At 52.8% G+C, this 25,564-nt stretch carries 19 protein-coding genes, 2 tRNA genes and 1 rRNA gene; 5 read left to right on the forward strand and 17 right to left on the reverse strand.

Going from position 1 to position 25,564, the window contains the following annotated elements; translation table 11 throughout:
* Positions 1–228: 228 nt before the first annotated feature.
* The 7 genes from CPH80_RS11225 to CPH80_RS11255 form a co-directional block, all read right to left on the reverse strand.
* A tRNA-Ala gene (locus tag CPH80_RS11225) sits at positions 229–304 on the reverse strand.
* A 3-nt stretch (positions 305–307) separates the two neighbouring features.
* Positions 308–384: transfer RNA gene (locus CPH80_RS11230), tRNA-Ile, on the reverse strand.
* Between the two features lie 210 nt (positions 385–594).
* Positions 595–2,134: ribosomal RNA gene (locus CPH80_RS11235) — 16S ribosomal RNA — on the reverse strand.
* 425 nt (positions 2,135–2,559) lie between these two features.
* Positions 2,560–3,411: a CDP-diacylglycerol--serine O-phosphatidyltransferase gene (gene pssA, locus CPH80_RS11240; protein WP_096277831.1), complete on the reverse strand. Its 852-nt coding sequence runs from the start codon at positions 3,409–3,411 to the stop codon at positions 2,560–2,562.
* An 89-nt stretch (positions 3,412–3,500) separates the two neighbouring features.
* Positions 3,501–4,517 (reverse strand): ketol-acid reductoisomerase, encoded by a 1,017-nt coding sequence (gene ilvC / locus CPH80_RS11245; protein WP_096277833.1) that lies wholly within the window; start codon positions 4,515–4,517, stop codon positions 3,501–3,503.
* 65 nt (positions 4,518–4,582) lie between these two features.
* The gene (ilvN, locus tag CPH80_RS11250) at positions 4,583–5,074 is read right to left on the reverse strand and encodes an acetolactate synthase small subunit (protein ID WP_096277835.1); all 492 of its coding nucleotides are present in this window, start codon (positions 5,072–5,074) and stop codon (positions 4,583–4,585) included.
* A 2-nt stretch (positions 5,075–5,076) separates the two neighbouring features.
* Positions 5,077–6,795 carry an acetolactate synthase 3 large subunit gene (locus tag CPH80_RS11255; protein ID WP_096277836.1) on the reverse strand — a complete coding sequence of 573 codons (1,719 nt, stop codon included), beginning with the start codon at positions 6,793–6,795 and terminating at the stop codon, positions 5,077–5,079.
* Positions 6,796–7,277: 482 nt separating this feature from the next.
* Between CPH80_RS11255 and CPH80_RS11260 the strand changes: the two genes are divergently transcribed.
* Entirely contained in the window at positions 7,278–7,739 is a 462-nt protein-coding gene (locus CPH80_RS11260) for a DUF4124 domain-containing protein (protein ID WP_096281565.1), read from the forward strand.
* A 66-nt stretch (positions 7,740–7,805) separates the two neighbouring features.
* Here the strand turns inward: CPH80_RS11260 and clpB are convergent, their stop codons facing one another.
* The 3 genes from clpB to rluD all read right to left on the reverse strand — a co-directional run bounded on the left by clpB (position 7,806) and on the right by rluD (position 12,252).
* Complete coding sequence (gene clpB / locus CPH80_RS11265) at positions 7,806–10,382, reverse strand: ATP-dependent chaperone ClpB (protein WP_096277838.1); 2,577 nt, start codon at positions 10,380–10,382, stop codon at positions 7,806–7,808.
* A 135-nt stretch (positions 10,383–10,517) separates the two neighbouring features.
* Complete coding sequence (gene pgeF, locus CPH80_RS11270) at positions 10,518–11,285, reverse strand: peptidoglycan editing factor PgeF (RefSeq protein WP_096277840.1); 768 nt, start codon at positions 11,283–11,285, stop codon at positions 10,518–10,520.
* Positions 11,275–12,252, reverse strand: a complete 978-nt coding sequence (gene rluD, locus CPH80_RS11275) for a 23S rRNA pseudouridine(1911/1915/1917) synthase RluD (RefSeq protein WP_096277842.1) — start codon at positions 12,250–12,252, stop codon at positions 11,275–11,277. Before rluD ends, pgeF begins: the two co-directional genes overlap by 11 nt.
* A 68-nt stretch (positions 12,253–12,320) precedes the next feature.
* On the opposite strand from rluD, the gene CPH80_RS11280 reads away from it, so the two are divergent.
* Positions 12,321–13,154 carry an outer membrane protein assembly factor BamD gene (locus CPH80_RS11280; RefSeq protein ID WP_096277843.1) on the forward strand — a complete coding sequence of 278 codons (834 nt, stop codon included), beginning with the start codon at positions 12,321–12,323 and terminating at the stop codon, positions 13,152–13,154.
* A gap of 11 nt (positions 13,155–13,165) precedes the next feature.
* Here CPH80_RS11280 and CPH80_RS11285 read toward each other — a convergent pair whose 3' ends face one another.
* The gene (locus CPH80_RS11285; RefSeq protein ID WP_096277845.1) at positions 13,166–14,830 is read right to left on the reverse strand and encodes an NAD+ synthase; all 1,665 of its coding nucleotides are present in this window, start codon (positions 14,828–14,830) and stop codon (positions 13,166–13,168) included.
* 93 nt (positions 14,831–14,923) lie between these two features.
* Here CPH80_RS11285 and CPH80_RS11290 point away from each other — a divergent pair, with 93 nt between their 5' ends.
* The 3 genes from CPH80_RS11290 (at position 14,924) to CPH80_RS11300 (ending at position 18,601) form a co-directional block, all read left to right on the forward strand.
* On the forward strand, positions 14,924–16,564 hold the full coding sequence (locus CPH80_RS11290; RefSeq protein WP_096277847.1) for a sensor histidine kinase: 1,641 nt from the start codon (positions 14,924–14,926) through the stop codon (positions 16,562–16,564).
* 19 nt (positions 16,565–16,583) lie between these two features.
* Positions 16,584–17,960 carry a sigma-54-dependent transcriptional regulator gene (locus tag CPH80_RS11295; protein WP_096281566.1) on the forward strand — a complete coding sequence of 459 codons (1,377 nt, stop codon included), beginning with the start codon at positions 16,584–16,586 and terminating at the stop codon, positions 17,958–17,960.
* 83 nt (positions 17,961–18,043) lie between these two features.
* Positions 18,044–18,601, forward strand: coding sequence for a GspH/FimT family pseudopilin (locus CPH80_RS11300; protein WP_096281568.1), 558 nt, complete (start codon positions 18,044–18,046; stop codon positions 18,599–18,601).
* Positions 18,602–18,654: 53 nt separating this feature from the next.
* On the opposite strand, the gene CPH80_RS11305 is transcribed toward CPH80_RS11300, so the two are convergent.
* The 6 genes from CPH80_RS11305 to CPH80_RS11330 are packed head-to-tail and all read right to left on the reverse strand — an operon-like array spanning position 18,655 to position 25,479.
* The gene (locus tag CPH80_RS11305) at positions 18,655–19,086 is read right to left on the reverse strand and encodes a type IV pilin protein (RefSeq protein ID WP_096277848.1); all 432 of its coding nucleotides are present in this window, start codon (positions 19,084–19,086) and stop codon (positions 18,655–18,657) included.
* A 1-nt stretch (position 19,087) separates the two neighbouring features.
* Positions 19,088–22,810 carry a pilus assembly protein gene (locus CPH80_RS11310; protein WP_157746890.1) on the reverse strand — a complete coding sequence of 1,241 codons (3,723 nt, stop codon included), beginning with the start codon at positions 22,808–22,810 and terminating at the stop codon, positions 19,088–19,090.
* 23 nt (positions 22,811–22,833) lie between these two features.
* Complete coding sequence (locus CPH80_RS11315) at positions 22,834–23,388, reverse strand: PilX N-terminal domain-containing pilus assembly protein (protein WP_096277852.1); 555 nt, start codon at positions 23,386–23,388, stop codon at positions 22,834–22,836.
* On the reverse strand, positions 23,385–24,518 hold the full coding sequence (locus CPH80_RS11320; protein ID WP_096277854.1) for a PilW family protein: 1,134 nt from the start codon (positions 24,516–24,518) through the stop codon (positions 23,385–23,387). Before CPH80_RS11320 ends, CPH80_RS11315 begins: the two co-directional genes overlap by 4 nt.
* Positions 24,515–24,961 (reverse strand): type IV pilus modification protein PilV, encoded by a 447-nt coding sequence (gene pilV, locus CPH80_RS11325; protein WP_096277856.1) that lies wholly within the window; start codon positions 24,959–24,961, stop codon positions 24,515–24,517. Before pilV ends, CPH80_RS11320 begins: the two co-directional genes overlap by 4 nt.
* Positions 24,958–25,479, reverse strand: a complete 522-nt coding sequence (locus tag CPH80_RS11330) for a GspH/FimT family pseudopilin (protein ID WP_096277858.1) — start codon at positions 25,477–25,479, stop codon at positions 24,958–24,960. Before CPH80_RS11330 ends, pilV begins: the two co-directional genes overlap by 4 nt.
* Positions 25,480–25,564 lie beyond the last annotated feature (85 nt).

Here is a 25,564-nt window from a genome sequence, read left to right on the forward strand (position 1 = left end):
ACGTGATATAACAACCACTTCAACGACAACACCGGATAACGCTTGAAAAAATCGTTATCACATTGAACACTTTCTCTCGGAGATTATGAGAAAAAGTCTTCGTGTTCTATCTCATCCAATTTGTTAAAGAGCAAATCTGACCCAGTGATCAGAAAGAAAAACTTCAGACTTAGCAGACGCTAAACTGAAATACTTGTTTCTGTACACTGACCGAAGTCAGGTAAATAATGGTGGAGCTAAGCAGGATCGAACTGCTGACCTCCTGCGTGCAAGGCAGGCGCTCTCCCAGCTGAGCTATAGCCCCATTTGGTGGGTCTGGGTGGATTTGAACCACCGACCTCACCCTTATCAGGGGTGCGCTCTAACCAACTGAGCTACAGACCCGATTATCACGTCATCTTGTTGTGCCTGGACTGCGTTGCGACTCTCGCTCAGTTAGTCACGTACTAATGTACGCTCCCGTCTTCGCTCCATCCGCGCCTTGCCAGACTCAACAATCTGTCGCGCTAATTCAGCGGGTCGGTCGAGACCCTTGCTCTCTTTACAATTAACCAAGTAATTCGTGTGGACTCTGACCGAAGCTTCAACTTCGTTTAAGGAGGTGATCCAGCCCCAGGTTCCCCTAGGGCTACCTTGTTACGACTTCACCCCAGTCATGAACCACACCGTGGTGATCGTCCTCCCGAAGGTTAGACTAACCACTTCTGGTGCAATCCACTCCCATGGTGTGACGGGCGGTGTGTACAAGGCCCGGGAACGTATTCACCGTGACATTCTGATTCACGATTACTAGCGATTCCGACTTCACGGAGTCGAGTTGCAGACTCCGATCCGGACTACGATGCGTTTTGTGAGATTAGCTCCCCCTCGCGGGTTTGCAACCCTCTGTACGCACCATTGTAGCACGTGTGTAGCCCTGGCCGTAAGGGCCATGATGACCTGACGTCATCCCCACCTTCCTCCGGTTTGTCACCGGCAGTCTCCCTAGAGTTCTCAGCCGAACTGCTAGCAAATAGGGATAGGGGTTGCGCTCGTTACGGGACTTAACCCAACATCTCACGACACGAGCTGACGACGGCCATGCAGCACCTGTGTCAGAGTTCCCGAAGGCACCAATCCATCTCTGGAAAGTTCTCTGCATGTCAAGGCCAGGTAAGGTTCTTCGCGTTGCGTCGAATTAAACCACATGCTCCACCGCTTGTGCGGGCCCCCGTCAATTCATTTGAGTTTTAACCTTGCGGCCGTACTCCCCAGGCGGTCAACTTAGTGCGTTAGCTGCGCCACTAAGGATTCAAGATCCCCAACGGCTAGTTGACATCGTTTACGGCGTGGACTACCAGGGTATCTAATCCTGTTTGCTCCCCACGCTTTCGCACCTCAGTGTCAGTGTTGGTCCAGGTAGCCGCCTTCGCCACTGGTGTTCCTTCCTATATCTACGCATTTCACCGCTACACAGGAAATTCCACTACCCTCTACCACACTCTAGCCGAGCAGTTCGAAGTGCCGTTCCCAGGTTAAGCCCGGGGCTTTCACATCTCGCTTACTCAACCACCTACGCGCGCTTTACGCCCAGTAATTCCGATTAACGCTTGCACCCTCCGTATTACCGCGGCTGCTGGCACGGAGTTAGCCGGTGCTTCTTCTGTGAGTGACGTCAATCCTCAAGCGTATTAAACTTAAGGCCTTCCTCCTCACTGAAAGTGCTTTACAACCCGAAAGCCTTCTTCACACACGCGGCATGGCTGGATCAGGCTTGCGCCCATTGTCCAATATTCCCCACTGCTGCCTCCCGTAGGAGTTCGGGCCGTGTCTCAGTCCCGATGTGGCTGATCATCCTCTCAGACCAGCTACGGATCGTTGCCTTGGTGAGCCATTACCCCACCAACTAGCTAATCCGACTTAGGCTCATCCAATAGCGCAAGGTCCGAAGATCCCCTGCTTTCCCCAAAAGGGCGTATACGGTATTAATCCGAGTTTCCCCGGGCTATCCCCTACTACTGGGCAGATTCCTAAGCATTACTCACCCGTCCGCCGCTCGACGCCTGGTAGCAAGCTACCTTCGTTTCCGCTCGACTTGCATGTGTTAAGCCTGCCGCCAGCGTTCAATCTGAGCCATGATCAAACTCTTCAGTTTAAATCATACAAGATCCGAAGATCTCAATTCTTGCTCAAGACAAAACTCAATGTTCGACGAGTCGCTTGCCTTGGTATTTCTTGTCGAAATACTCCAGCCAGCGCCCACACGAATTACTTGGTTAATTTGTTAAAGAGCGTTTGAGCCGTGGCTCAATCAAGGAGGCGAATTATACATCGTTTCGCTACCCTGTCAACCGTTATCTCGAAGAAAGCTTAAATCGTTTTCTTCAACACTTTCAAACAGTTAACTCTCTCAAAACACCCCGCTGTTCTGGCGTATCCCTCAAGCGAGATGCGCATTCTACAGAGCTGGGCGAAGGTGTCAACGGCCAATCTCAGCTAATTCTAAACTCTCTCGGTTTCCACCTATCAATATGGTGAAAACCGCTCAAAAATCACACTATTACGCAAAACTCCAGAGCGCTAGTCCTTAGCCTTGGTGGGACGACGCAGCTTGTCACGGAACAATGCACGAACCGGCCCCGACAACGCATAGATCAGAAAGCCGGTAAACAGCACGGTTGCTGGATCTAGCGCAATCACTACAAGGATCAAGACAACAAGCAATATAGCCGCGAACGGCACACGGCCACGGAGATCGAGATCCTTAAAACTACGATAGAGCACATTACTAACCATCAGCATACCCGTACCACCAACAACCACTACAGTGAGAAAGGTAAGCCACGCAGATGGCTCAAATGCATTAAAGCACCACACCAAGCCTGCAACACACGCTGCCGCCGCAGGGCTAGGCAATCCAACGAAGAACTTCTTATCTACAGAACCAATCTGCGTGTTGAATCGCGCAAGACGAAGGGCCGCACAAGCCACATATATGAAGGTAATCGCCCAACCGATTTTATCTAGCCCATTCAGGGACCAGAAAAACGCAACAAACCCGGGCGCGACACCAAACGCCACCATATCCGCGAGGCTGTCGTACTCTTCGCCAAATTTGCTCTGTGTATTGGTCATACGAGCCACGCGCCCATCAAGCCCATCTAAGATCATGGACACAAAAATCGCAATCGCAGCGTTGTCGTAAACCCCGCCTGCCGCCGACACGATGGCGTAGAAGCCAGAGAACAAAGAGGCTGTTGTCAGAGCATTTGGCAGAAGATATATCCCCTTCCTGCGCACTGACGCCCCCTCAACAAACTCTTCCTCTACCACTTCACCGGGCTCGATATCGCATTCCGCCGCGGACTTTGAGGAAGTCTCTGGATCGCTGTCTTTGGAGCTCATCTCGGCACTTTTTCTTTTTTCAGTCATTCCCACTACTCCGGAAAGCATTTGGGCAAAGTATATACGAAAAACGCGGCCACCCGGGCCGCGTTTTGTTAAACCAAGCTTAACTCCGCTTAGTTTTTGTCCCTATCTACGATCTTATTGGCCGAGATCCATGGCATCATTCCGCGCAATTTCTCGCCTGTTACTTCAATGCCGTGAGCCGCGTTCTGGCGACGGCGCGCAGTCATTGACGGGTAGCCCAGAGCACCCTCCGAGATAAACATCTTCGCGTACTCACCGTTTTGGATACGCTTCAGCGCATTGCGCATGGCCTCACGGGACTGCTCGTTGATGATTTCGGGGCCAGTCACGTACTCGCCATACTCTGCGTTGTTAGAGATGGAATAGTTCATGTTGGCAATACCGCCCTCGTACATCAGGTCTACAATAAGCTTCAGCTCGTGCAGACACTCAAAGTACGCCATTTCCGGGGCATAACCTGCTTCGGTCAGGGTCTCAAAAGCTGCTTTTACCAGCTCAACCGTACCGCCACACAAAACCGCCTGCTCACCGAACAAATCCGTTTCAGTTTCATCTTTGAACGTTGTTTCGATGATACCGGTACGACCGCCGCCAATGCCGCTGGCATAAGAAAGCGCTAGGTTCTTGGCGTTGCTCGACGAGTCCTGGAAGATGGCAATCAGGTCAGGAATGCCACCACCGTTGGCAAACTCGGTGCGAACAGTGTGGCCCGGCGCCTTGGGGGCGATCATGATCACGTCCAAATCTTTGCGCGGAACAATCTGGTTGTAGTGGACCGCAAAGCCGTGAGCAAATGCGAGGGTAGCGCCCTGCTTCAGGTTGGGCTCGATCTCTGCTGTGTACAGCTGCGACTGGAACTCATCCGGAGTCAAAATCATAATCACATCAGCCGCAGCAACGGCAGATGGCACGTCGCTGGTTTTAAGACCGTAGGCTTCGGCCTTGGCGATAGAGGAAGAACCAGGGCGCAGACCCACGGTTACATCAACGCCGGACTCTTTCAGGTTGCACGCGTGGGCGTGGCCCTGCGAACCAAAACCGATGATGGCAACCTTCTTGCCCTGAATGATGGAAAGATCGCAATCCTTATCGTAATAAACCTGCATGAGAAACCTCTGTTATTTGTGATGGCCTTTCAGGAGGCCAAAGCGTTCATAATATATAAAATAGTTTAAAGGCTTAAAACCTTTTCGCCTCTGGCGATCCCGGAAACACCCGAGCGCACCACTTCGAGCACCCCCGAGGTGCCAATAGCCTGAATAAAGCCATCTAGCTTTTCGCTGTCGCCCGCCAACTGAACGGTGTAAATCGAGCTGGTGACATCAACAATCTGGCCCCGAAATATATCCACGGTGCGCTTGATTTCAGAACGCTGGGAACCGGTTGCTTTCAGCTTGACCAGCATCAACTCCCGCTCTATATGGGGGCCTTCAGTCAGATCCACCAGCTTGACCACTTCAACAAGCTTATTGAGCTGCTTGGTGATTTGCTCAATCACCCGGTCCGAGCCAGATGTTGTAACCGTCAACCGAGACAAGGTTTCGTCTTCGGTCGGCGCCACGGTCAACGTCTCGATGTTGTAGTTTCGCTGTGAAAACAGCCCAACGACACGGGACAGCGCGCCAGGTTCGTTTTCAAGCAACACAGAAATGATTCGACGCATGATCACACCCTCTCCGTCTTGCTGAGCCACATATCGTTCATTTTTCCGCGGGCCACTTGCATCGGATACACATGTTCGGAAGGGTCCACCTTAATATCCACGAAAACCAATCGATCCTTCATGGCCAGAGCTTCTTTTAGCTTCGACTCCAGGTCTTCTTTCTTATCGATCAGGATACCCACGTGACCATAGGCTTCCGCCAGCTTGACGAAGTCTGGCAAGGATTCCATATACGAATGCGAATGACGGGACTCGTAGTTCATGTCCTGCCACTGCCTCACCATTCCCAAAGATCCGTTGTTCAGGTTGATGATTTTCACCGGCAACTTGTACTGACTACAGGTGGACAGCTCCTGAATGTTCATCTGGATACTGCCTTCACCGGTAATACAAAGCACTTCATGATCCGGATGGGTCAGTTTGACACCCATAGCCGCGGGAAAGCCAAAGCCCATGGTGCCGAGACCGCCGGAGTTGATCCAGCGGTTAGGCTTGTCAAACTTGTAGTATTGGGCTGCGAACATTTGGTGCTGCCCCACATCGGAGGTAACAAACGCATCTCCGTTAGTGAGGCGCCACAGCATTTCGACCACTTCTTGCGGCTTGATCACATCCGGGCTGGTTTCGTAACGCATACCATGGAATGCGCGCCATTCATCGATTTGCTTCCACCAAGACGCGATCGCCTCTGCATCCGGCTTTTCCTTGCTTTCTTTAACAAGCGCAAGCATTTCCTTAAGGACCGCGTCTACCGGCCCAACAATCGGAACATCTGCGTCGATTGTCTTGGAAATGGACGCAGGATCAATATCGATGTGAATGATGCGGGCCCCGGGGCAGAACTTCTCCGTGGCATTGGTTACTCGGTCATCGAACCGGGCACCAACGCAGAGAATCAGATCCGAATGGTGCATCGCCATATTGGCTTCATAGGTGCCATGCATGCCAAGCCAGCCGAGGTGCTGTTTGTCGCTCGCTGGGTAACAACCAATGCCCATGAGAGTATTGGTGATCGGATAACCCAGATTGCGCACCAACTCTGTCAGCTGCCCGGAGGCCTTACCCAAAATCACCCCGCCACCGGCATAGATAATGGGACGGCGCGCCGCCAGCATCATATCTACCGCTTTTTTAATCTGGCCCGCGTGGCCGCGTATGGCTGGGTTGTAGGAGCGCAGCTTCACATTTTTAGGATAAGCGTATTCAAAACGCTCGTTCGGCGCAGTCATGTCCTTGGGTATATCCACAACAACGGGGCCCGGACGGCCGGTCGAGGCAATGTAATACGCCTTGCGGATAGCGCCAGGAATCTCCGAAGGATGACGCACACTAAGATTGTGCTTAACCACAGGGCGGGAAACACCAATCATGTCGGTTTCTTGGAAAGCATCTTCACCAATTAGGGTAGATGCAACCTGCCCGCACAGAACCACCATGGGGATGGAGTCCATAAAAGCGGTGGCGATACCCGTAATGGTGTTGGTGGCTCCAGGGCCAGAGGTCACAAGCACGGTTCCTGGTAGCCCGGTAGCGCGAGCATAGCCGTCAGCCATGTGCACGGCTGCCTGCTCGTGCCTTACCAAAATATGCTTGACCTTGTCCTGTCTGAACAGCGCATCATATATATGAAGGGCTGCACCACCCGGATAGCCGTATATGTACTCGATCCCTTCATCCTGTAGGGAACGGATCAACATTTCGGCGCCAGACAATAACTCCACGATTTTCTACCCTCTTCTACGAGTGAATGAGCCGGGCACACGCCCGGTTGCCTGGATTCACGGTTTCCCTGCTTCTTGTGAAAGCGGAACCGGCTGCTGCTCCACACCTTGTAAGAGGTTGTCTCCTGGCCAGCCGCCCTCCTGAGGGTTGCGGAGAACGGCCAATCGACGGGTTGCGATGCAACCACTATTCCGCGACAGATGCGCGGCACGCTCAGTGTGGTAAATAACGGGGGATACTCGCACGGGATTGCCTGCCGTATTGACCCCAGTCTTCAGGCAATTAGCAATTCTGACAGCGCGAAACTCCCTGTCAATAGCCGCTGTTGCTTTGTGTGTTCATACTGATGCAAGGTTTGCCATAATTATCCGCAACTATTATTCACAATAAGGGTGCGGAGTTTTGAACCAGGCGGAAGAAAATGCTTCGCACAAATGGCATGATAGACACACGTAAAACAGAACACACCACGAGTAGAGCCATGAACAAAACAACCCTGATGCTGACACTATTGATGGCCATAGCACCCGGCATGGCAATGAGCGCCTCCGTGTACAAATGGACGGATGAAAACGGCATAACCCATTTTGGTGATCGTCAACCTGTGGGGGCCAACTCTGAGACTGTCAACGTTCGCTCCGGCACCTCTACCGGAGGAAACAACCGGCCTAGCGCTCAGCAGCGCCTCGGTGAGCTTCAAGAGCAGCAACAGGCCGACGCTGAAAAAAAGCAGGAAACCACGGTAGAGACGGCCCGCAGAAAGCAGCGTGAAGCCAACTGCGAGACCGCTCTCTCGAACCTGAAGATCATAGAAGACAATGCCCGTATCCGGATTGAGGAAAACGGCGAAATGCGCTACCTGACCCCGGACGAGATCGCCGAAAAGCGCAATAAATTGGAAGAGGTTACCGCTGAAAACTGCGAAGCTGATGCCCAGCAATAGGCTTTAAGTCTAGTAAAAATAAGGGGGCTGAACCTAAGGCTCTGCCCCCTTACTTCCCTTCTTCACTCAGGCCTTTTCAAAGACCAGCTTGCTTCCATCCACAGTAGCCCGAATTGTGTCATCAGGAACAAAGTCACCCTGCAATAGCCTCTGCGCCAGCGGGTTTTCGATCATGCGCTGAATCGCCCGTTTGAGCGGCCGGGCGCCGTATACTGGGTCGTACCCGACTTCCGCCAGCAAATTCATTGCAGCTTCATCCAGCTCAAGCTTCAGATCCTGCTCCTGTAGCCGCTTATTGAGAATCTCTATCTGGATTTTTGCAATACCGTGAATCTGGCTTCCCGCCAGCGGGTGGAACACAACCACTTCATCCACACGGTTAATAAACTCGGGGCGAAAGTGCGTTCCTACTTCCTCCATTACGGCACTTTTCATGGCCTCGTAATTCTCTTCTCCGACCTTCTGCTGAATAATGCTCGAGCCTAGATTCGACGTCATCACGATAACCGTATTGCGGAAATCGACTGTACGTCCCTGCCCATCTGTAAGGCGGCCATCATCTAGCACCTGAAGCAATATATTGAATACATCCGGGTGCGCCTTTTCAACTTCGTCCAGCAGCAGCACGGAATATGGGCGACGACGAATGGCTTCCGTAAGGTGCCCGCCCTCTTCGTAGCCCACGTACCCCGGGGGTGCACCTATTAAACGGGCAACGGAGTGTTTCTCCATAAACTCAGACATATCGATGCGCACCATGGCCTCTTCGGTATCGAAAAGGAATGCGGCCAGAGCCTTACACAACTCTGTTTTACCAACGCCCGTCGGCCCAAGGAACAGGAACGAACCGTTAGGCCGATGTGGGTCAGCCAAACCCGATCGGGAACGACGAACGGCGTTCGATACCGCTTCTACAGCCTCGTTCTGGCCAATAACGCGATTGTGTAGCTCGTCTTCCATGCGTATCAGTTTGTCGCGCTCACCTTCCAGCATCTTGGATACCGGAATGCCCGTCCACTTCGAAACAACCTCTGCAATTTCCTCATCCGTAACCCGGTTACGCAGAAGCGTCATTTCCATCATTTCAGCCTGGCCGGCCATATCCAGCTGGCGCGCCAGCTCCGGAATGCGGCCATACTGCAGCTCGGACATCTTGCCCAGATCGCCTGCCCGGCGGGCGCTTTCCAAATCAATACGGGCCTGCTCGAGCTGACTTTTTACATTCTGAGAACCATGCAGTGCGGCTTTCTCAGCATTCCAGACTTCTTCAAGATCGGCATACTCGCGCTCAACGCCCTGTATCACGTCAGACAATTCTTCCAGGCGCTTCTTCGACGCTGCATCCGTTTCTTTCTTTAATGCCTCGCGTTCAATTTTGAGCTGAATCAGGCGACGCTCCAAACGATCCAGAGGCTCCGGCTTGGAATCCATCTCCATGCGGATTTGGCTCCCGGCCTCATCCACCAGATCAATGGCTTTATCCGGCAGCTGGCGATCAGCAATATAACGATGAGAGAGCTTGGCCGCCGCGATAATCGCGCCATCCGTTATCTCTACGCCGTGGTGAACCTCATAACGTTCTTTCAGGCCGCGCAGGATGGCAATGGTGTCTTCTACGCTCGGCTCGGTCACCAGCACCTTCTGGAAACGGCGTTCCAAAGCGCCATCCTTCTCAATATTTTCGCGGTATTCATCCAGAGTGGTCGCACCTACGCAATGAAGCTCACCGCGGGCCAGTGCTGGCTTCAGCATATTGCCGGCGTCCATAGAGCCTTCAGCTTTACCAGCACCGACCATGGTGTGGATTTCATCGATAAACAGGATGATCTGGCCTTCCTGTTTTGTTAGTTCATTCAGTACTGCTTTCAGGCGTTCTTCGAACTCGCCCCGGAACTTGGCACCGGCAATCAAGGAACCCATATCCAACGACAAAACACGCTTATTTTTCAGGCCTTCTGGCACCTCCCCGTTCACAATACGCTGGGCCAACCCTTCCACTATGGCGGTTTTACCCACCCCTGGTTCACCAATCAGCACCGGGTTGTTCTTGCGACGACGCTGCAAGACCTGAATGGTGCGGCGGATCTCGTCATCACGGCCAATCACCGGGTCGAGCTTGCCAGCCTCCGCCAGTTTGGTCAGGTCGATGGTGTATTTCGAAAGGGCCTGTCGGTTTTCCTCAGCGCCTGCATCATCCACGGCTTCACCTCCACGTACAGAATCAATCGCCTTTTCCAACGCCGCTTTATCCACGCCCTGCTCGCGCAGCACACGGCCGAGCGTGCCACGGTCTTCCAGAGCAGCCAGCAGCAGCAACTCGCTAGAAACAAACTGGTCTTTGCGCTTCTGTGCCAATTTATCGGCAATGTTGAACAGACGCCCCATGTCGTTGGACATAGAAACATCACCCGCGCTGCCACTTACTTCCGGTAGGTTCTCGATTTCCTGCGCGACGGCCTGGCGCACACGACCTGGCTCAGCGCCGGCTTGCTTGATGAGCAGCTTGATGGAGCTGCCTTGCTGGTCAAGCATGGCCTGCATAAGGTGCAGCGGCTCAATAAAGTTATGATCTTTGCCCACCGCTAGTGACTGCGCATCGGACAGTGCAGTTTGCAAAAGGCTGGTGAGTTTATCGATTCTCATGGATTTGTTTCCCCGATTTGTTCGGTAAATGCGGTCAGTTAGCACACACTCGGTTTGCTTTGACAACTAATGTAGGGGCAATCGGGGAAACTTCAAGGTCAACACGGAGAGTAAACGTCAGAAAATTGACAAGGCTCAGTTTTTCCAGATAACGGTTGCCATGCGGCCGGTTTGGCCATCGCGGCGATAGGAATAGAAGCGCTGGCTATCGGTAACCATGCACAAGGCACCGCCGTAAATATTCTTTACGCCTAATTTTTTCAAGCGCTGCCGGGCAAGCAGGTATATATCGGCCATATAATGCCCCTCACGAGCGCCCACTGAACTGAAAGCAACTTCGGCTTGCGGGTCTTGCGTCAAAAAAGCCGCTTTAACTTCCGGCCCAACTTCAAACGCCTGCGGGCCTATTGCCGGCCCAAGCCACGCCATCAACGCATTCCCCGGCAACGCCATACTGGCCACCAGGTTTTCCAGAACCCCGCCACAAAGGCTGCGCCAGCCGGCATGAGCAGCGGCTACGGTGGTTCCATTGTGATCACAGAGAATCACGGGCAGGCAGTCTGCGGTGAGAATGGTACAGGCCTTACCAACTAAACGGGTATAGCTTGCATCTGCCTCCGGAACCGCACGGGCATCTTCTGCGGGCAAATTGACAACCTCAATGCCGTGAACTTGATTCAACCAACCGAATGCATCAACTGGAAGACCACAGGCCTCGGCCAATTTTATGCGATTTTCGCGCACATCACTTGGGGCGTCACCCACGTGGTCACCCAGATTCAGGCTCGCCCACGGGGATTGGCTGACCCCACCCAACCGGGTGGTACACACCGCACGGATGTTCGAGGGAGCAGGCCAATCCGGGCGGATAAGCGACAACCCCGACACGGCATCAGAGCTCATTGCTCTCCAGATCCTGAACATGCTTACGCAACGCTACGAGCAAACCCACGAAATCCTCTGGCAATGGCACCTCCCAGCTCAGGATCTCGCCGGTTTCTGGGTGCTCCAGTGTGAGTTTGCGCGCATGCAGCGCCTGCCGGTTAAAGGCTGCCAGCACTTCGCGCAGCGCTTCCGTTGTGCCTTTGGGCAAGCGCAGCCGGCCACCGTAAAGAGGATCACCAACCAACGGGTGCTTTACATGGGCCATATGCACACGGATTTGGTGGGTGCGCCCGCTTTCCAGTATGCAGCGCACATGAGTGTGAGCCGCGAAGCGCTCGATCAAACGATAATGGGTGACCGCGGGTTTACCGCTTTTGACCACACCCATTTTTTTGCGCTCATGAGGGTGGCGACCAATAGGCGCGTCGACGGTGGCGCCCCCCGTAAGCGTGCCAACCACAACTGCCTCATACTCTCGGCCCATGCTGCGGGTTTGTAACTGGTCAACCAACGAGGTGTGAGCAATCAAGCTACGCGCGACCACCATCACACCGGAGGTGTCTTTATCGAGGCGATGAACAATACCCGCACGGGGCAGGTTCTCCACCTCCGGAGCATAGTTCAGCACCGCATTTACTAAGGTGCCATCCGCGTGGCCTGCCGCAGGGTGAACAACCAAACCTGCAGGCTTGTTGATAACAAGCAGGTGTTCATCTTCATAAACGACATCTAGGCTTATCTCTTCTGCCTGCCAGGTCACCTGGGCTTCAGGTTCGGCATCAAGCTCTAGCCGATCACTCAGCATCACCTTGTCTTTTGGCCTGCGAGTTTCTCCGTTCACGGTTAACGCACCGCTGCGAATCCAGGATTGCAGCCGCGAGCGCGAGTGCTCGGGCATGAGCTCAGACACCGCTTGATCCAGCCGCCGGTCACTCAAACTCGGCGGCACATCAAAACTGGCAGTTATTCGGTTTTCAGATGACATTAAGCCCCCGGGCCTGTGTGTGATATAATGACGCACTCGAATTTATCGACATTATACGGGATTTCGGCATGAGATCAGGTTTTCGTTTACTGCTACTTTCTGCACTGGCTGTCCTGATCAGTGCCTGCGCCTCCAACAAGCAGGAGGAAGTGCTACCGGAAAAAACCTATTACGACAATGCGCGACAGGCCATGAACTCCGGCAACTTCAACGAAGCCGAGCAGAACCTCGATTCCTTGGAAACCTACTATCCGTTCGGGCGTTACGCAGAGCAAGCACAGCTTGATCTTATTTATGCCCGCTACCAAAACTTGGATCTTGAGGGTTCCAGAGGAGCGGCAGACCGCTTCCTGCGCCTGAACCCCCAAAGCGACCACGCTGATTATGCACTATACATACGAGGGCTCGCTTCCTATAACCTGAATATCGGCTTGGCAGCGCGTTATTTCCCAATTGACGTGGCCGCCCGGGATGCAGGGGAGCAGCAACAGGCATTCCGTGATTTCAGCGAACTGCTGAATCGTTACCCAGAAAGCGAATACGCGGCCGATGCCCGCCAGCGCATGATTGCCGTACGCAACCGCATGGCGGAACTGGAGCTTCATGCCGCTCGCTATTACATCAAGCGCGAAGCCTATGTAGCAGCCAATAACCGGGCGCGCTACATCGCAGAAAACTACCCCACCTCACCGGCCGTTGAAGAGGCGCTGATTATTCTGGCGGAGACCTTTGACTTTCTGAAGCTCAAAAAAGGCTCTCAGGATGCAGTGGCCCTGTTGCGCCAGAACTTCCCGAAGAGCGATGCGTTCAACAGCGATGGCGAGTTTGAGGCCAACCTGCTGCGGCGTGAGAACCGCTCACTCTCCAGCGTAGTTACCTTCGGGCTTATGAGCGACGAGTAAGCCAAAATCTGCTACTTGCCGCTCTTCCAGCCACTGGTAATGGGATAGCGGCGATCCTTGCCAAAACCACGCTCGGTAATGCGCACGCCTATAGGCGCTTGCCGGCGCTTATATTCGTTGATATCCACCAGACGAATCACACGTTTAACGTCTGCTTCATCAAAACCCTTCGCAACAATCGCATCCGCGCTAAAATCCTGCTCTACGTAAAGGCTAAGAATCTGATCCAGCACGTCATAGCCGGGGAGGCTATCTTCATCTTTTTGGTCTGGAGCCAACTCCGCTGACGGTGGGCGCGTAATCACCCGCTCAGGGATCACCGGCGACAATGAATTACGGTACCAAGCCAAGCGAAACACCCGCGTTTTCGAAACATCCTTCAGCACATCAAAACCACCAGCCATGTCGCCATACAACGTGGAATACCCCACAGCCACTTCGCTTTTATTGCCGGTGGTAAGCACTAACGAGCCAAACTTGTTGGAAAGCGACATAAGCAAAACACCACGAATACGGGCCTGCAGGTTCTGCTCGGTGGTATCGAGGGTTGTGCCTTCAAACGGTGCGGCGAGGGTTGCCATGAACGACTCATACATGGGTTCTATGGAATACACATCGTACTGAACTCCCATAGCTGCAGCCTGGGCCTCTGCATCTTCTAGGCTGATACCCTGGGTATACCTGAACGGCATCATCACCGCGCGAACCCGCTCCGGCCCCAGCGCATCCGCCGCCACAGCCAAGGTGACGGCAGAATCAATACCACCAGAAAGCCCAAGCACCACAGATTTGAACCCGTTTTTATTTACATAATCGCGAACACCGGTAACAAGCGCGCTGTAAATGCTCGCCTCCAGCGCCGGCTCCTCTGGCAGTGACTGGGAGGCTGGTTGGCAATGGGAGTCACACAGAAACTCTACCGGGAACAGTCCATCTACGAACTGCGGCGCTTCTACAGCAAGGGAGCCAGTAGCGTCGAAAACCATAGAGCCACCGTCAAATACCAGCTCATCCTGGGCTCCCACTAGATTGGCGTAGACAATGCTCACTTGGTTCTCACGGGATTTTCGCTCAAGCAGCGCCTTTCTCCGTGCTTGTTTATGGATATCATAAGGCGACGCGTTCAGATTAATGATCAAGCGTGCACCTAGCGCCACAGAATCCTCAACCGGGCCATCTTCCCAAATATCTTCACAAACCATGAGGCCCACCGGTACGCCACAGATTTCGACTACTACCGCATCCGCACCATCGGCAAAATAACGTTTCTCGTCAAACACTTGGTAATTAGGTGGAAACCGCTTGAAGTAGCGGCCGGTAATTTTACCGCTTTCAATCACTATCGCCGCGTTATATAGCAAGCCATCACGTCGAACAGGCGCACCGATAACGATCGCCGCATCAAGATGAGCAGCTTGCAGTTGCTCCAGCGCCTCATCTACCCTGATGTCCATACTGGGGCGCAGTAACAAGTCTTCCGGCGGATACCCGGTAATGCAAAGCTCGGGGAACACAACAATATCTGCTTTGTGATCGGAGTAGGCACGCTTCGCCGCTTCTATAACTCGATCAGTATTGCCGGGAATATCCCCCACAAGAAAATCCAACTGCGCCATCACAACCCGTAACGTGCGGGGTGATGTACTGGAAAGCGGAGTGCTCCCGGGAACAGACATAGCTAGGCTCCTGTAACTGATTGCCACGAAAAGGCTATTATAACCCCGCACAGACTTTGATTTCTTCCGCTCAACAACGGATTTCTGAAAACCATGGCGACAGATACGGTATCAGCAGTCAGTACCGGCAAAAAAACATCCGGCTTACAACAGGCCAAGTTGTTCCGCATCTACAACTACTACCGGCTTGTCATCAGCCTGATGCTGGTGGCTCTGTTATTTGTTGATCCGGTGAATTTTGACACCCGCTTCCGGCTCTTGGACTACTACCAGTTTGGCGTAGTGGGCTACCTAGCTCTGAACAGCTTTGTTGCTCTCATTATGTTGGCAGGCTTTCAGCCTGGGACGCGGCACGTCACCCTCTCAATTCTGCTGGACATTCTGATCATGCACGGGTTGCTGTTTACCAGCACCGGCATCACCAACGGGCTGGCCAACCTTGTTATTATTTCCGTTGCGGCGGGTAATATTCTTAACCCTAGCCGCATGGGTACGTTCTATGCAGCACTCGCCGCCATCTGCTCACTCAGCATTTCCGGCTGGGCTGTACTAACCCTCAATGCCCATGGCGATGATATCGTGCGTGCCGGTTCGCTCGGCATTCTGTACTTTGCAGCTGCATTTATCTTGCAGAACATTTCCCGGCGAATGATGCGCAGTGATGCGCTCGCCACCAGCCGGGCGCAAAGCATCGCGGAGCTGGAGCAAATCAACCAGCAAATTATCCAGCGCATGCGCACCGGCATTCTGGTGCTCGACCGATATGGCCAGGTGCGCCTGGCGAACGCTGCAGCCGAGGAACTGCTGTTTGGCACATCAACAGACAGAGATAAACCAGCAACCCGATCCCGAACCCTCCCCCAACCCCTGAAATTGGGGCTGGAGGCCTGGCTGAATAATCCTGAAATGCGCACAGAGCCGTTTCAACCGGCCCCCACCTCTCCACTGCTGCAAGCTAACTTTACCCAACTTGACCAAGAGCGCGGCGACCAGATTCTGGTGTTTATCGAGGATATGAGCAAAGTGACCCAGCAGGCCCAGCAAATGAAACTGGCCTCCCTGGGGCGACTGACTGCCGGCATCGCCCACGAAATACGCAATCCGCTTGGGGCTATAAGCCATGCGGCTCAACTAATGGAAGAGTCACCTCACATTGATGCCAGTGACCTACAGATGCTGGACATCATCCGACGCCAATCCCGTCGTGTGAACGGGATTATAGAGAATGTGCTCAGCCTTTCCCGGCGCGAGCAGGCCAATGCCGACCGGGTTGATTTAGCCGGCTGGCTGAAAGAGTTCCGGGCCGATTTCCTCCAAACTCAGGAAACAACCAGCCCCCCCACCAACGTGATTTTGAAAATCGCATCCAAGGTGCCAGAGGGCCGATTTGATAAAAGCCAAGTTGAACAGGTGCTGGTAAACCTGTGTGACAATGGGTTGCGTTATAGCCAGCAGCAGTCTGGCGAACGCAAAATCGAACTGCGTGCAGGTGCCACCGCCGATGGCGAACGCGCTTATGTGGATGTGAGGGATTTCGGCCCCGGAGTCGCCACAGGCACCAGCCACTCAATTTTTGAGCCGTTTTACACCACCGACAAGGGCGGCACCGGCCTCGGGCTTTATCTGGCAAGGGAACTGTGCGAGGCTAATCAAGCTCACCTATCCTTGGTGCAAGACGACCAACTTGGCTGCTGCTTTCGCATTACCTTTGCCCACCCAGGGCGAATGATCTGACATGGACCCACACAACAAGATGACCACTCCCACAGCGCTGATTGTTGATGATGAACCGGATATCCGGGATCTTCTTGAGATCACCCTTACCCGTATGGGTATTAAAACCCTGACAGCTCCAGACCTTACCAGCGCACTCAAACTGCTGGAAACCCATACGCCTCAACTCTGCCTAACGGACATGAACCTGCCAGATGGCAGCGGTATCGAGCTGGTGCAATGGATTCAGAAACACCGGCCAGCCACCCCTATTGCCGTTATTACCGCGTACGGCAGCATGGATACGGCAATTGAATCACTGAAAGCCGGCGCGTTTGATTTTGTTTCCAAACCGGTGGAGCTCACCAGGCTTAGAGACCTGGTAAGCAGCGCATTGAGGCTCTCGGAACCCGGCCCCGTCACAGACGATGAAACTGACGAGCCTGGCCTCCTCCTCGGCAACTCAATACAAATCAAAAAACTACGCAACCAAACCCGCAAACTCGCCAGAAGCCAAGCGCCGGTCTTTATCAGCGGTGAATCCGGAAGCGGAAAAGAGTTGGTAGCTAGGATGATTCACCTGCAGGGCCCCCGCAGTGACGGGCCCTTTATTGCCGTTAACTGTGGCGCTATACCTTCAGAATTGATGGAGAGTGAATTTTTCGGCCACAAAAAAGGCAGCTTTACAGGGGCAGTGGAAAACAAGGATGGTCTATTCCGCTCCGCCAACGGCGGCACTCTGTTTCTGGATGAAGTCGCCGACCTGCCCCTAGCCATGCAGGTAAAACTGCTGCGGGCTATTCAGGAAAAAGCAGTACGACCCGTAGGCGACACCAAAGAACTACCTGTCGACATACGATTGCTGAGCGCCACCCACAGTAATCTCGCTGAACTGGTTCAGGGTGGAAGCTTCCGACAGGATCTGTTTTACCGAATTAACGTGATCGAACTGGCTGTACCTCCCTTACGGGATCGCACCGATGATATTGCGCTTCTCGCCAACCACATACTGGAACGGATAGCCCGAGAGTATGAATGCGACCCAGCGACACTCACCCAGGATGCCGTCGATCGGTTAAAAGAGCATCACTTCCCGGGGAATGTGCGGGAGCTGGAAAACATTCTTGAACGTGCTTTTACTCTGTGTGATGCAGAGCAAATTAGCGCTACAGACCTGCATCTTGGCAATGGTTTGGAGGGGTCAGGTAGTGCCAGCGGTAGCGCGATTTCCGATGCCTGCCCGTCGCTGGTGCCTGAGGGTGATATTGACCTTGAGGGTTATTTGGAATCTATCGAGCGGCAGGCTATTGAGAAGGCGCTGGAAGCGACCCGCTGGAACAAAACGGCTGCGGCGAAGAAGTTGGGGATTAGTTTTCGGGCTTTGCGGTATCGGTTGAAGAAGTTGGGGATGGAGTGAGTTTCAAGGTATTTTGAAACTATAATGGCAGCGATACGCAGGATGCGGTCGTTATATAACGGTTTATACAAGGATGTTGAGAAATGTTTGCACGCAAAAATCGTGGCTTTTCGCTTTTGGAATTAATGATTGTAGTGGTTGTCGCGGCAATACTTATGAATATAGCGCTACCCTCATTCACTTCTTTTATAAATAATCAGGAGCGAAAAAGTGCTTTGTATGGCCTGATGGGCATATTTGCTTTTGCAAGGCAACATGCTGTGATGAACGGGGCAATTGTTACGGTCTGCCCGCTTGACACCACTAACACTTGTGGCAAGGATTGGAACGGCGACATCCACGCTTTTCTGGACCCTAATAACACCAGAAAATTGGGTGCAAATGAAGTCCTGCTTAGAACAATCTCGCCGAGTGGCAACGGGCGCCTTATCGTCCGCTCATTAAACCGCAGCTTTTTTCAGTTCAGGCCCACAGGGTTGGTCTACAGTGACTTGGGAAACATAACATGGTGCCCTAAATCACGGGACGCTTCGCTCGCGGGTCAGATTATAATCAACAGAGGCGGTCAGATAAGAATCGCCAGAGATACGGATAATGACGGCACCCCCGAGGACTCAAGAGGGCGCCCACTACGCTGCTGACCTTTCTACAATCAACTTGCCTGTGCCGTTGACGCTCAGCATCTATTAAGCACTTACCAGCAGGATGTACCGTCAGCGGTTTTCGTGCCGGTATGTGTCAACCCCAGACTGCCGCAAGAGTCGCCCGCCTGGGCAGACCCCGCCACAGCTGCAGCCGTTACCGTATAGGTACTCTGGGCCAGGTCGCTCAAAGCAAAGGTGTAGCGACCGGCCATATTCGACTCAGTCGTACACCCCAGAGCAGGTGCAGCCCCCACATACGTAAGGTTAGTACTGTAATAGCGCTCCATGAACTGAGCATGCTGAGCCAGACAGGCTTTCGCGCTATCGCGGTAGGTACGAACGACATGCTGCTGGTAGGCCGGCAAGGCAATCGCCGCCACGATACCGATAATGGCAACCACGATCATGATCTCGATCAAGGTGAAACCCGCTTGGCGTTTAATTGTGCTCGTCGCTCCGCAACATTCGCTTATCGGCGTCATTTCAGTTTCCTGTATTGATCAGTTCGCGCCAGGAGGTTCTGCTGGCGCCGGTGCTGAATGGATTGATGTCCTGGGTTGAAATACTGCCGTCATCGGTTGGAATATACATCTTCTTGTCGAGAAAGGACGGATTGCTGAATCCTGTATTCAATCCCAAACCGGAGACCACAGTGAGCACCCCATCAATCTCAACCATGTCCCCTGCATCGAAGACACCATCACCATTGATATCGAAAAACGTTTCGACGAGCCGTGCCCCGGTGAACGGATCGATCGACATGATAACGCCGCGACCGGAAGGAGCGCAGGGGTCGCTTGCATCCGGAATCCGAGTATTACCGATCAAGGCACTGCCCTGGAACTGGTTTTGCGTCACCATACGCTCACCAACAGCCGGGCCGGTTCCGTTAGGCAAGAGTTCGATATACCACCCGCGCTTGCCCAAGAGATCTTCCCGGGCGCCGGACTCTATGATCCGTGCCGAAGCGTCTTCAGACACTTCAACATCGAGCAAAATCTTACGCTCCAACAAATCACTACGGCTGGCAGCGGTGGTCGATCCATCATCATTTATACCGTACCAGGTCTGGACCGAGGTATCGGACAGATCGCTATTATTAAGATACTGGCCAGTACCGAAAAACAACCATACTTCTTGACTGTAAGGCGATCTTCCCGCTAAAGGCGAAGACGTGATTGGCTGAGGATTGTTAGAGGCATCCACCGCCTGAAACAGCTTCTGCACAGTTGGGTTGCTGTTGTCCAGATCTGTCATCTTCCAGAGGTTGCCTTGCAGATCACCCGCGTAAAGTGTGTCTGTGAGGCCATCTCCGTCGCCATCCCAGGCCCTTACCGCTGAAAGTCCATTGTTGGTATCAGCGGACAGTTCCGTAGTCTTTACAGTGCCGTTAAATAGACCAATCGAGATAACCTGCGCTTTACCACCGCTACTGTTGGGCCCATTGCCCAGCAACACAGACCAGTTGCCATCGGCAATCTGCGCTATGATCGGCTTACCTATGTTGATACCAAGCTCGGAAATGTCTGTGGAGTTTTTCTCCCACAGAAATGTCACGTTGGTCGGATCGGTTACATCCAAAGCAAAAATCGCATTACGGGTGGTAGAGCGATCCTTAGCCACACCGCCGGCACTTAAGGTACCTACGAGAATGGTGCGCCACTTTATTCCGTCGTAAGCGTCTGCAACTGTCAGCTCGCCGTCCACAAAGTATCTGTGATTGTATGCAGGATTTGCCAGCTCCCCAAGCCCATTCTCGATGACAGTCTTGGGGATGTAGGCGAACGTCTCGACACCGCTGTTCGCCTCATCAGTAGTCGCGTTGAAGCCATGCAACATACCATCGTTGCTGCCGACATAAACCGTGGGCGTCCGACTCGAGTTCCCTGCATAACTATCATAGTCGCTCGAACCACTAAAGGTCTGGCCACGGAATAAACCGGGCTTTGGATTGCCAATGAAAACCGGTTGAGAGTTGACGATATCGCCTAGCACGCTCTGGCGCACTCGTAATCCGGTTGCATTATTTTCGTTAGTACGTACGCCTCGCAGATAGTTAACAACGTCTGAAGCGGTATAGCTGGAACTAGTGCCGGAGTCAGTTTTCAACAAACCGGTCAGTGTTGCATTGTCGATACCGCCGGCGATGGTATCGAAGTTGACAAAAGCACTACCATTCCAAGTCTTGATTTTACGGTTTGCCGGTAAAGGAAGTTTCGACGATGCCGTCCAGGCCGGGATCAACTCACCCGTATTTTCATCCAAGGTTAACTCACCTGTATCCTCATCCAAGGTAAACGCATTCAGTTCACCGGTCCAGATACCGCTGGTGTACTCCGCCTGAAAGGTCGCCGAGCCAGCTTTGAGCGTGGTTGAGTTCAGCGCCAATGAAGAGCGGTTGCCAGTTTGCTCTTTCTGGATGTCGGTAAAGGCTTGGGTCAGACCATCTACCATATCCTGCGCGCTGGCAACGACATAAAAGTTATCAGGCCGCAGGTTTTCATTCGACAGTGTCTCGCCGGTGGTATGCCACCATGAGTTGGGGAAAGTACTCGGGATTGAATAGGGATCGAATTCATCCGGAACCTTAAGACCCCCATACTTCGCGGCGAGCCAGTAGGCGTTATTTTGTCGACCTTTCAGCCCCGACTCAAGAATATCAATCCAGTAAGTCGATGCAGTCTGTTTGCCGTTCATGTTAGGACGGAGGTCTGACGTGTTGGCGTCATATGCAAGTGCGGAGATGTAGTCGGAACCTGTGCCAGCCCCTGTAACGTTAACACCTCCCTCTTCGTTGCTGATCTGGGCGCGCAGGAGGGCAAAATCAGCAGCACTCAACGGATCATCATCCTTGGGCAATTTGGTATCTCGATGCGTATTTGTATCACCGATCCCCAAGAAAAAGTTGTTCTGACATTCAAACTGAATGGGGTCGTCAGCTTCGCTTGCAGTCCAGTCAATGATGGGTAGCCCACCTACCCGGCTAGCGCGGGCGTTCATATTGGAGGGCAAGTCGATATATTCTGCGCGATTACCCAAACCTTTCATATATCGATAGGCAGTATAAAAAAGCTCACTAACATTATCAAATCGTTTGAATTCGGTGTCGTTTCGAATCATACCGCTTTTATTTATGTAACTGATAACCCCACTATTGACAATGGTCGAGTTGCCACTAGGTGTAGCCAATGCATCTGCGGGATCCGGATTAGCTATAAAGACCCCGGTAATCTCATCCCACTCCTTATTAAGATTGGACTGTTCATTATTATTGTCATCAACCCGCTGAGGGCCCACATACTTCATACGGGCGTGCATGATACCGCCCTCGCTGTTGCGGTTATTGCTGCCGGACGAGTTGTCATTTATATAACCGAAGGCGCTATACCGCATGTTACTAGAATTAGTCTGAATCAACCCTTCCGGCTTGTATCCATTGTCGTACTGACGGCAATTAAACTCCAGCAGTCCAGCCACACAAACCTTTACACGAACGGAAGCCTCATAGACGGTGGAGTCACTAAATGTCTGGCCGCTCTCGTTATCGTTACCATGTACGGCAGGATCATACTCAGTAGGATTATTGTTATTCAGGCCACCGTTGCGAGTAAACCGCATCTTGTTACCCATCCGCGTACCAGATCTGCCAATACGAGTAGTGAGCCCAGACCAAGTGGTCGGCGTTGCGCTCGACACATTCGATGAAAGAACAGCGTCGGGAAAGTTATTACCAGAAGCGCCCTGCCCAGTTTGGACACCCTTCTCCAGCCAGGTCTCAGTGCCCGTATCTACATGGCGGTAACCGCCGGTCAAAATATGCCGGAAAATATCGATCGACTGCATGGTCGCCCAGTTAAGGTATTGACCACTCCACTCGTCAGGCCGATCACAATCTGTGCCAAACCTCTCAGGATAAAAATGTCGATCAGTTTCTGTAGTGCTATAACTGTATTTGTAGCATTTAGCATTATCAAAATAACCGACATATTCTCCAGTAGTAACAAAGCCTGTCTTGTAAGCACGAGTTACCATTGTCGGAAACTCAAACGAACCAATGATCGCCATATTGCCCGGCACAGGCTTGGCCACCAGCAAAGGTTGTTGGTCGATAGTGACGCTGGCATAGGCGTTACCAGCGCCGAGCAACAATGAAACCAGGAAAGCCGCGGTACCTGACCGTACGCGCTCACGCATTGAAATGCTCATGGATGACTCTCCTCTCTGGTGCATCACAGATTCTGTTTGACAGTAATTTGAAGCGCTACAACCGAACGCCCGTCCGCCGCAGGTGTTCCGCTGCGGCCGGTAATACGAAATGAGGCCGCACTTGGCGGTGCCTCATCGCACCCCCCGTAATTAGAGCAGTTAGCGCTGCCATCTAACCCAAACTCGTCACTACCACCAACAACACCCATCCGCTCAACGTAAAACTGCGGCGTTGAGCCTAGCAGAGTCTCATTCACCTCGAAGTCCGCGCCTACCGAGGTCCAACCGGTAGTAGTGCTGGTAAAAGTGGTGCCTGGTGAAGGGGGGCATTCAACATTCACAAGGGTACAGTCTATTGCGATGTCGGGGTCGGCCAGTAGCGCAGCCTCGCCAGCAAGGAGTGCAGCCTCTGCTCCTTGATAGGAAAGCGAGCGGTCGTACATATTCGAACTCATCTTTTCATTCATCGTGGTACCCCGCATAGAAGCCAGCCCGACCATTGTCGATATCAGAAGCATGATAAGGGCGACCAAGAGTGCAGCGCCGGATTGTCTACCTGCCGATTGATACGTATTCATAACGAATGGCTCCTAATGGCTACAACACTGGTGAAACTGCGCTCAAGACGGCCATTTTCAGCATCTGACGTGGATATATTCTGATCTTGGCTTAGAAGGCTCATGGAGACTTCGACCGCATTAACATCAGCCCATCGGTTAGCAGCTGTAATGGTGTCGGCATCCACAAAATCCGCAGTATCAATCAGCCTGAAACGGAAATTCAGGTCGGTCACTCCAGAGGCTATTTCAATACGGCGCAGAACCGCATCTCCGGAATTAGTGCCTAGACGCGCCATATAAAGAGATCGACCACCTTCGTCAGGCCGGCCATTATCACCGATGTACCATGCAACGCTGCTCAGACTCGCAATCACCGCATTCTTATCAAAAGGACCGGCGTTCCCATTCGTGTCGCAGGGCTGGCTGGAATTGTTCCCAGGTATGACAGGTCCGAGTCCCTTGCTGCAGTTGCCGGGACTAGTACTACCGCCTGTATTGACGACCACGTTTTCGCCAGAATTACCGCCACCTCCATTTCCGCTGTTTCCGCTGTTTCCGCTGTTTCCGCTGTTTCCAGATTGAGTTAGCTGAAAGATAGTTGCCTGTTTTTCATTGCATATCATTAAAATCTCACCATCAGCCAGTCCGGTCGGTCCACCGCTAGCGGTGTCGATAGTGAAAGAGGCGCCGTTGTTATTTATGGGGTAGTCCGATACATAGATGTCCGATGCGGCGCCAGACAGCATTACAATTGATTCGGTATTCTGAATCTGGTTATTAACGCCCTCTAGGCTGGTGTCGCCATCGAAACCAATAAATGCGTTATTAAAGTCGTACTCCCATGGCACATCATCAGGATCCCCTTGAGCATCGTTCAGTACATTAACGACCGGTATGTCATTTCCACATGGAACGTTACCTGCTTGGCGAATGTCTCGCGCAAGTAGCTCAAAACCTACCCTTGCGGCATCTTGCACTTGCGACAAACCGCGCGTGGTGCGAAACCCCTGCATATTGGAAAGCATGATGCCGGTCACTGCACTAATAATGACCAGACCCAGTACGAGGGAGATCATCAGTTCCACTAGCGCCAGACCCCGGCTACGAAAATAGAATGCAGTTATAGATCGAGAAAAATTGCGGCTCATAAATGCACCTCGGTCATAATTTCCTGCGTGTTGTCGCCAGCCAGCCCGCGGCTGTCGTCCCATTGGATAATCACGGTGCAGCTAGTTCCATCACAGTCGACCGACCCAGTCGCGGCGGCGCCCAGATTTTGTGTCAATTCGCTACGCCACATCGTCAGAGTATTCGCTGGGAAAGTGCTGCCTGAGGGTGTATCACCTATAGCTATGTTGAAGCGCCCGCTCTTCGCGGAGTCCGGGTCGGCTCGTATTGCTTCGATGATGGAATAGGATTGCACCACCCCCATCGAACGCTCCATAGCGCTCTGGTTATTGCGTATGGACGCCTGCTGAAGCGACGCCAACCCGAGCAAACCAATGGCCAGCACAAGAACCGTAATCAGCACCTCGATGAGGCCGAGCCCGTGTTGTGTGTTAAGGCCTGTCGTTGCTTTTAGTGTATTCATGAGCAGGTACCCGCAATTTTGTACGTAGACACCCGGCTTGCAGCCCCAAAAGTGACATTTCTAATGGACTCACTAGGGCCAGAAGTACTGCAGATGGAAATTTCGGATCCACTCTCACTGACGATCACTCCACCTGAGCGGGCCAGGCCGTCGCCTCCGAAAACGACTTCGTCATCCGTCAGATCAGAGGACACCTCGATCGTTGAGTTGTGGCTGTTAACCTCACCCCGACGGATCACATCCGTACCTGAAAGAATGACCCAATGCGTCCACAGGGTATCCGAATTGCAAGCGGTCGCGGTAGCGCTTGCGACGCGGCAAAGAACAACCGGGCTATTGCGTTTGATTGATTCGGAGCGGGCAAAGCTGATCGCATCTACCATTTCAGTGGAAAGTGTATTCAACCGATTACTCACGATCAGGTTACGGAATGATGGCACCGCGATGCTGATCAGGATCGCCGCTACGGCAATAGTCACCATCATTTCAATCAGCGTGAAACCATTCACACTTCTCATCAAAACACCCCTCTCTTGCGCATGGGCTCGGTTCCTGAACAAATTTTCATGTTTGTAAGATACAACAGCACTAAAAAACCGCCAG

Source organism: Marinobacter sp. LV10R510-11A, from assembly GCF_900215155.1.
Taxonomy (GTDB): domain Bacteria; phylum Pseudomonadota; class Gammaproteobacteria; order Pseudomonadales; family Oleiphilaceae; genus Marinobacter.

Bases quoted from the DNA above. Each gene is read 5' to 3' on its own strand.
- pssA (WP_096277831.1), bottom strand. From the start codon at position 3,411: ATGACTGAAAAAAGAAAAAGTGCCGAGATGAGCTCCAAAGACAGCGAT.
- ilvC (WP_096277833.1), bottom strand. From the start codon at position 4,517: ATGCAGGTTTATTACGATAAGGATTGCGATCTTTCCATCATTCAGGGC.
- ilvN (WP_096277835.1), bottom strand. From the start codon at position 5,074: ATGCGTCGAATCATTTCTGTGTTGCTTGAAAACGAACCTGGCGCGCTG.
- CPH80_RS11260 (WP_096281565.1), top strand. From the start codon at position 7,278: ATGAACAAAACAACCCTGATGCTGACACTATTGATGGCCATAGCACCC.
- clpB (WP_096277838.1), bottom strand. From the start codon at position 10,382: ATGAGAATCGATAAACTCACCAGCCTTTTGCAAACTGCACTGTCCGAT.
- pgeF (WP_096277840.1), bottom strand. From the start codon at position 11,285: ATGAGCTCTGATGCCGTGTCGGGGTTGTCGCTTATCCGCCCGGATTGG.
- rluD (WP_096277842.1), bottom strand. From the start codon at position 12,252: ATGTCATCTGAAAACCGAATAACTGCCAGTTTTGATGTGCCGCCGAGT.
- CPH80_RS11280 (WP_096277843.1), top strand. From the start codon at position 12,321: ATGAGATCAGGTTTTCGTTTACTGCTACTTTCTGCACTGGCTGTCCTG.
- CPH80_RS11285 (WP_096277845.1), bottom strand. From the start codon at position 14,830: ATGTCTGTTCCCGGGAGCACTCCGCTTTCCAGTACATCACCCCGCACG.
- CPH80_RS11290 (WP_096277847.1), top strand. From the start codon at position 14,924: ATGGCGACAGATACGGTATCAGCAGTCAGTACCGGCAAAAAAACATCC.
- CPH80_RS11295 (WP_096281566.1), top strand. From the start codon at position 16,584: ATGACCACTCCCACAGCGCTGATTGTTGATGATGAACCGGATATCCGG.
- CPH80_RS11300 (WP_096281568.1), top strand. From the start codon at position 18,044: ATGTTTGCACGCAAAAATCGTGGCTTTTCGCTTTTGGAATTAATGATT.
- CPH80_RS11305 (WP_096277848.1), bottom strand. From the start codon at position 19,086: ATGACGCCGATAAGCGAATGTTGCGGAGCGACGAGCACAATTAAACGC.
- CPH80_RS11310 (WP_157746890.1), bottom strand. From the start codon at position 22,810: ATGAGCATTTCAATGCGTGAGCGCGTACGGTCAGGTACCGCGGCTTTC.
- CPH80_RS11315 (WP_096277852.1), bottom strand. From the start codon at position 23,388: ATGAATACGTATCAATCGGCAGGTAGACAATCCGGCGCTGCACTCTTG.
- CPH80_RS11320 (WP_096277854.1), bottom strand. From the start codon at position 24,518: ATGAGCCGCAATTTTTCTCGATCTATAACTGCATTCTATTTTCGTAGC.
- pilV (WP_096277856.1), bottom strand. From the start codon at position 24,961: ATGAATACACTAAAAGCAACGACAGGCCTTAACACACAACACGGGCTC.
- CPH80_RS11330 (WP_096277858.1), bottom strand. From the start codon at position 25,479: ATGAGAAGTGTGAATGGTTTCACGCTGATTGAAATGATGGTGACTATT.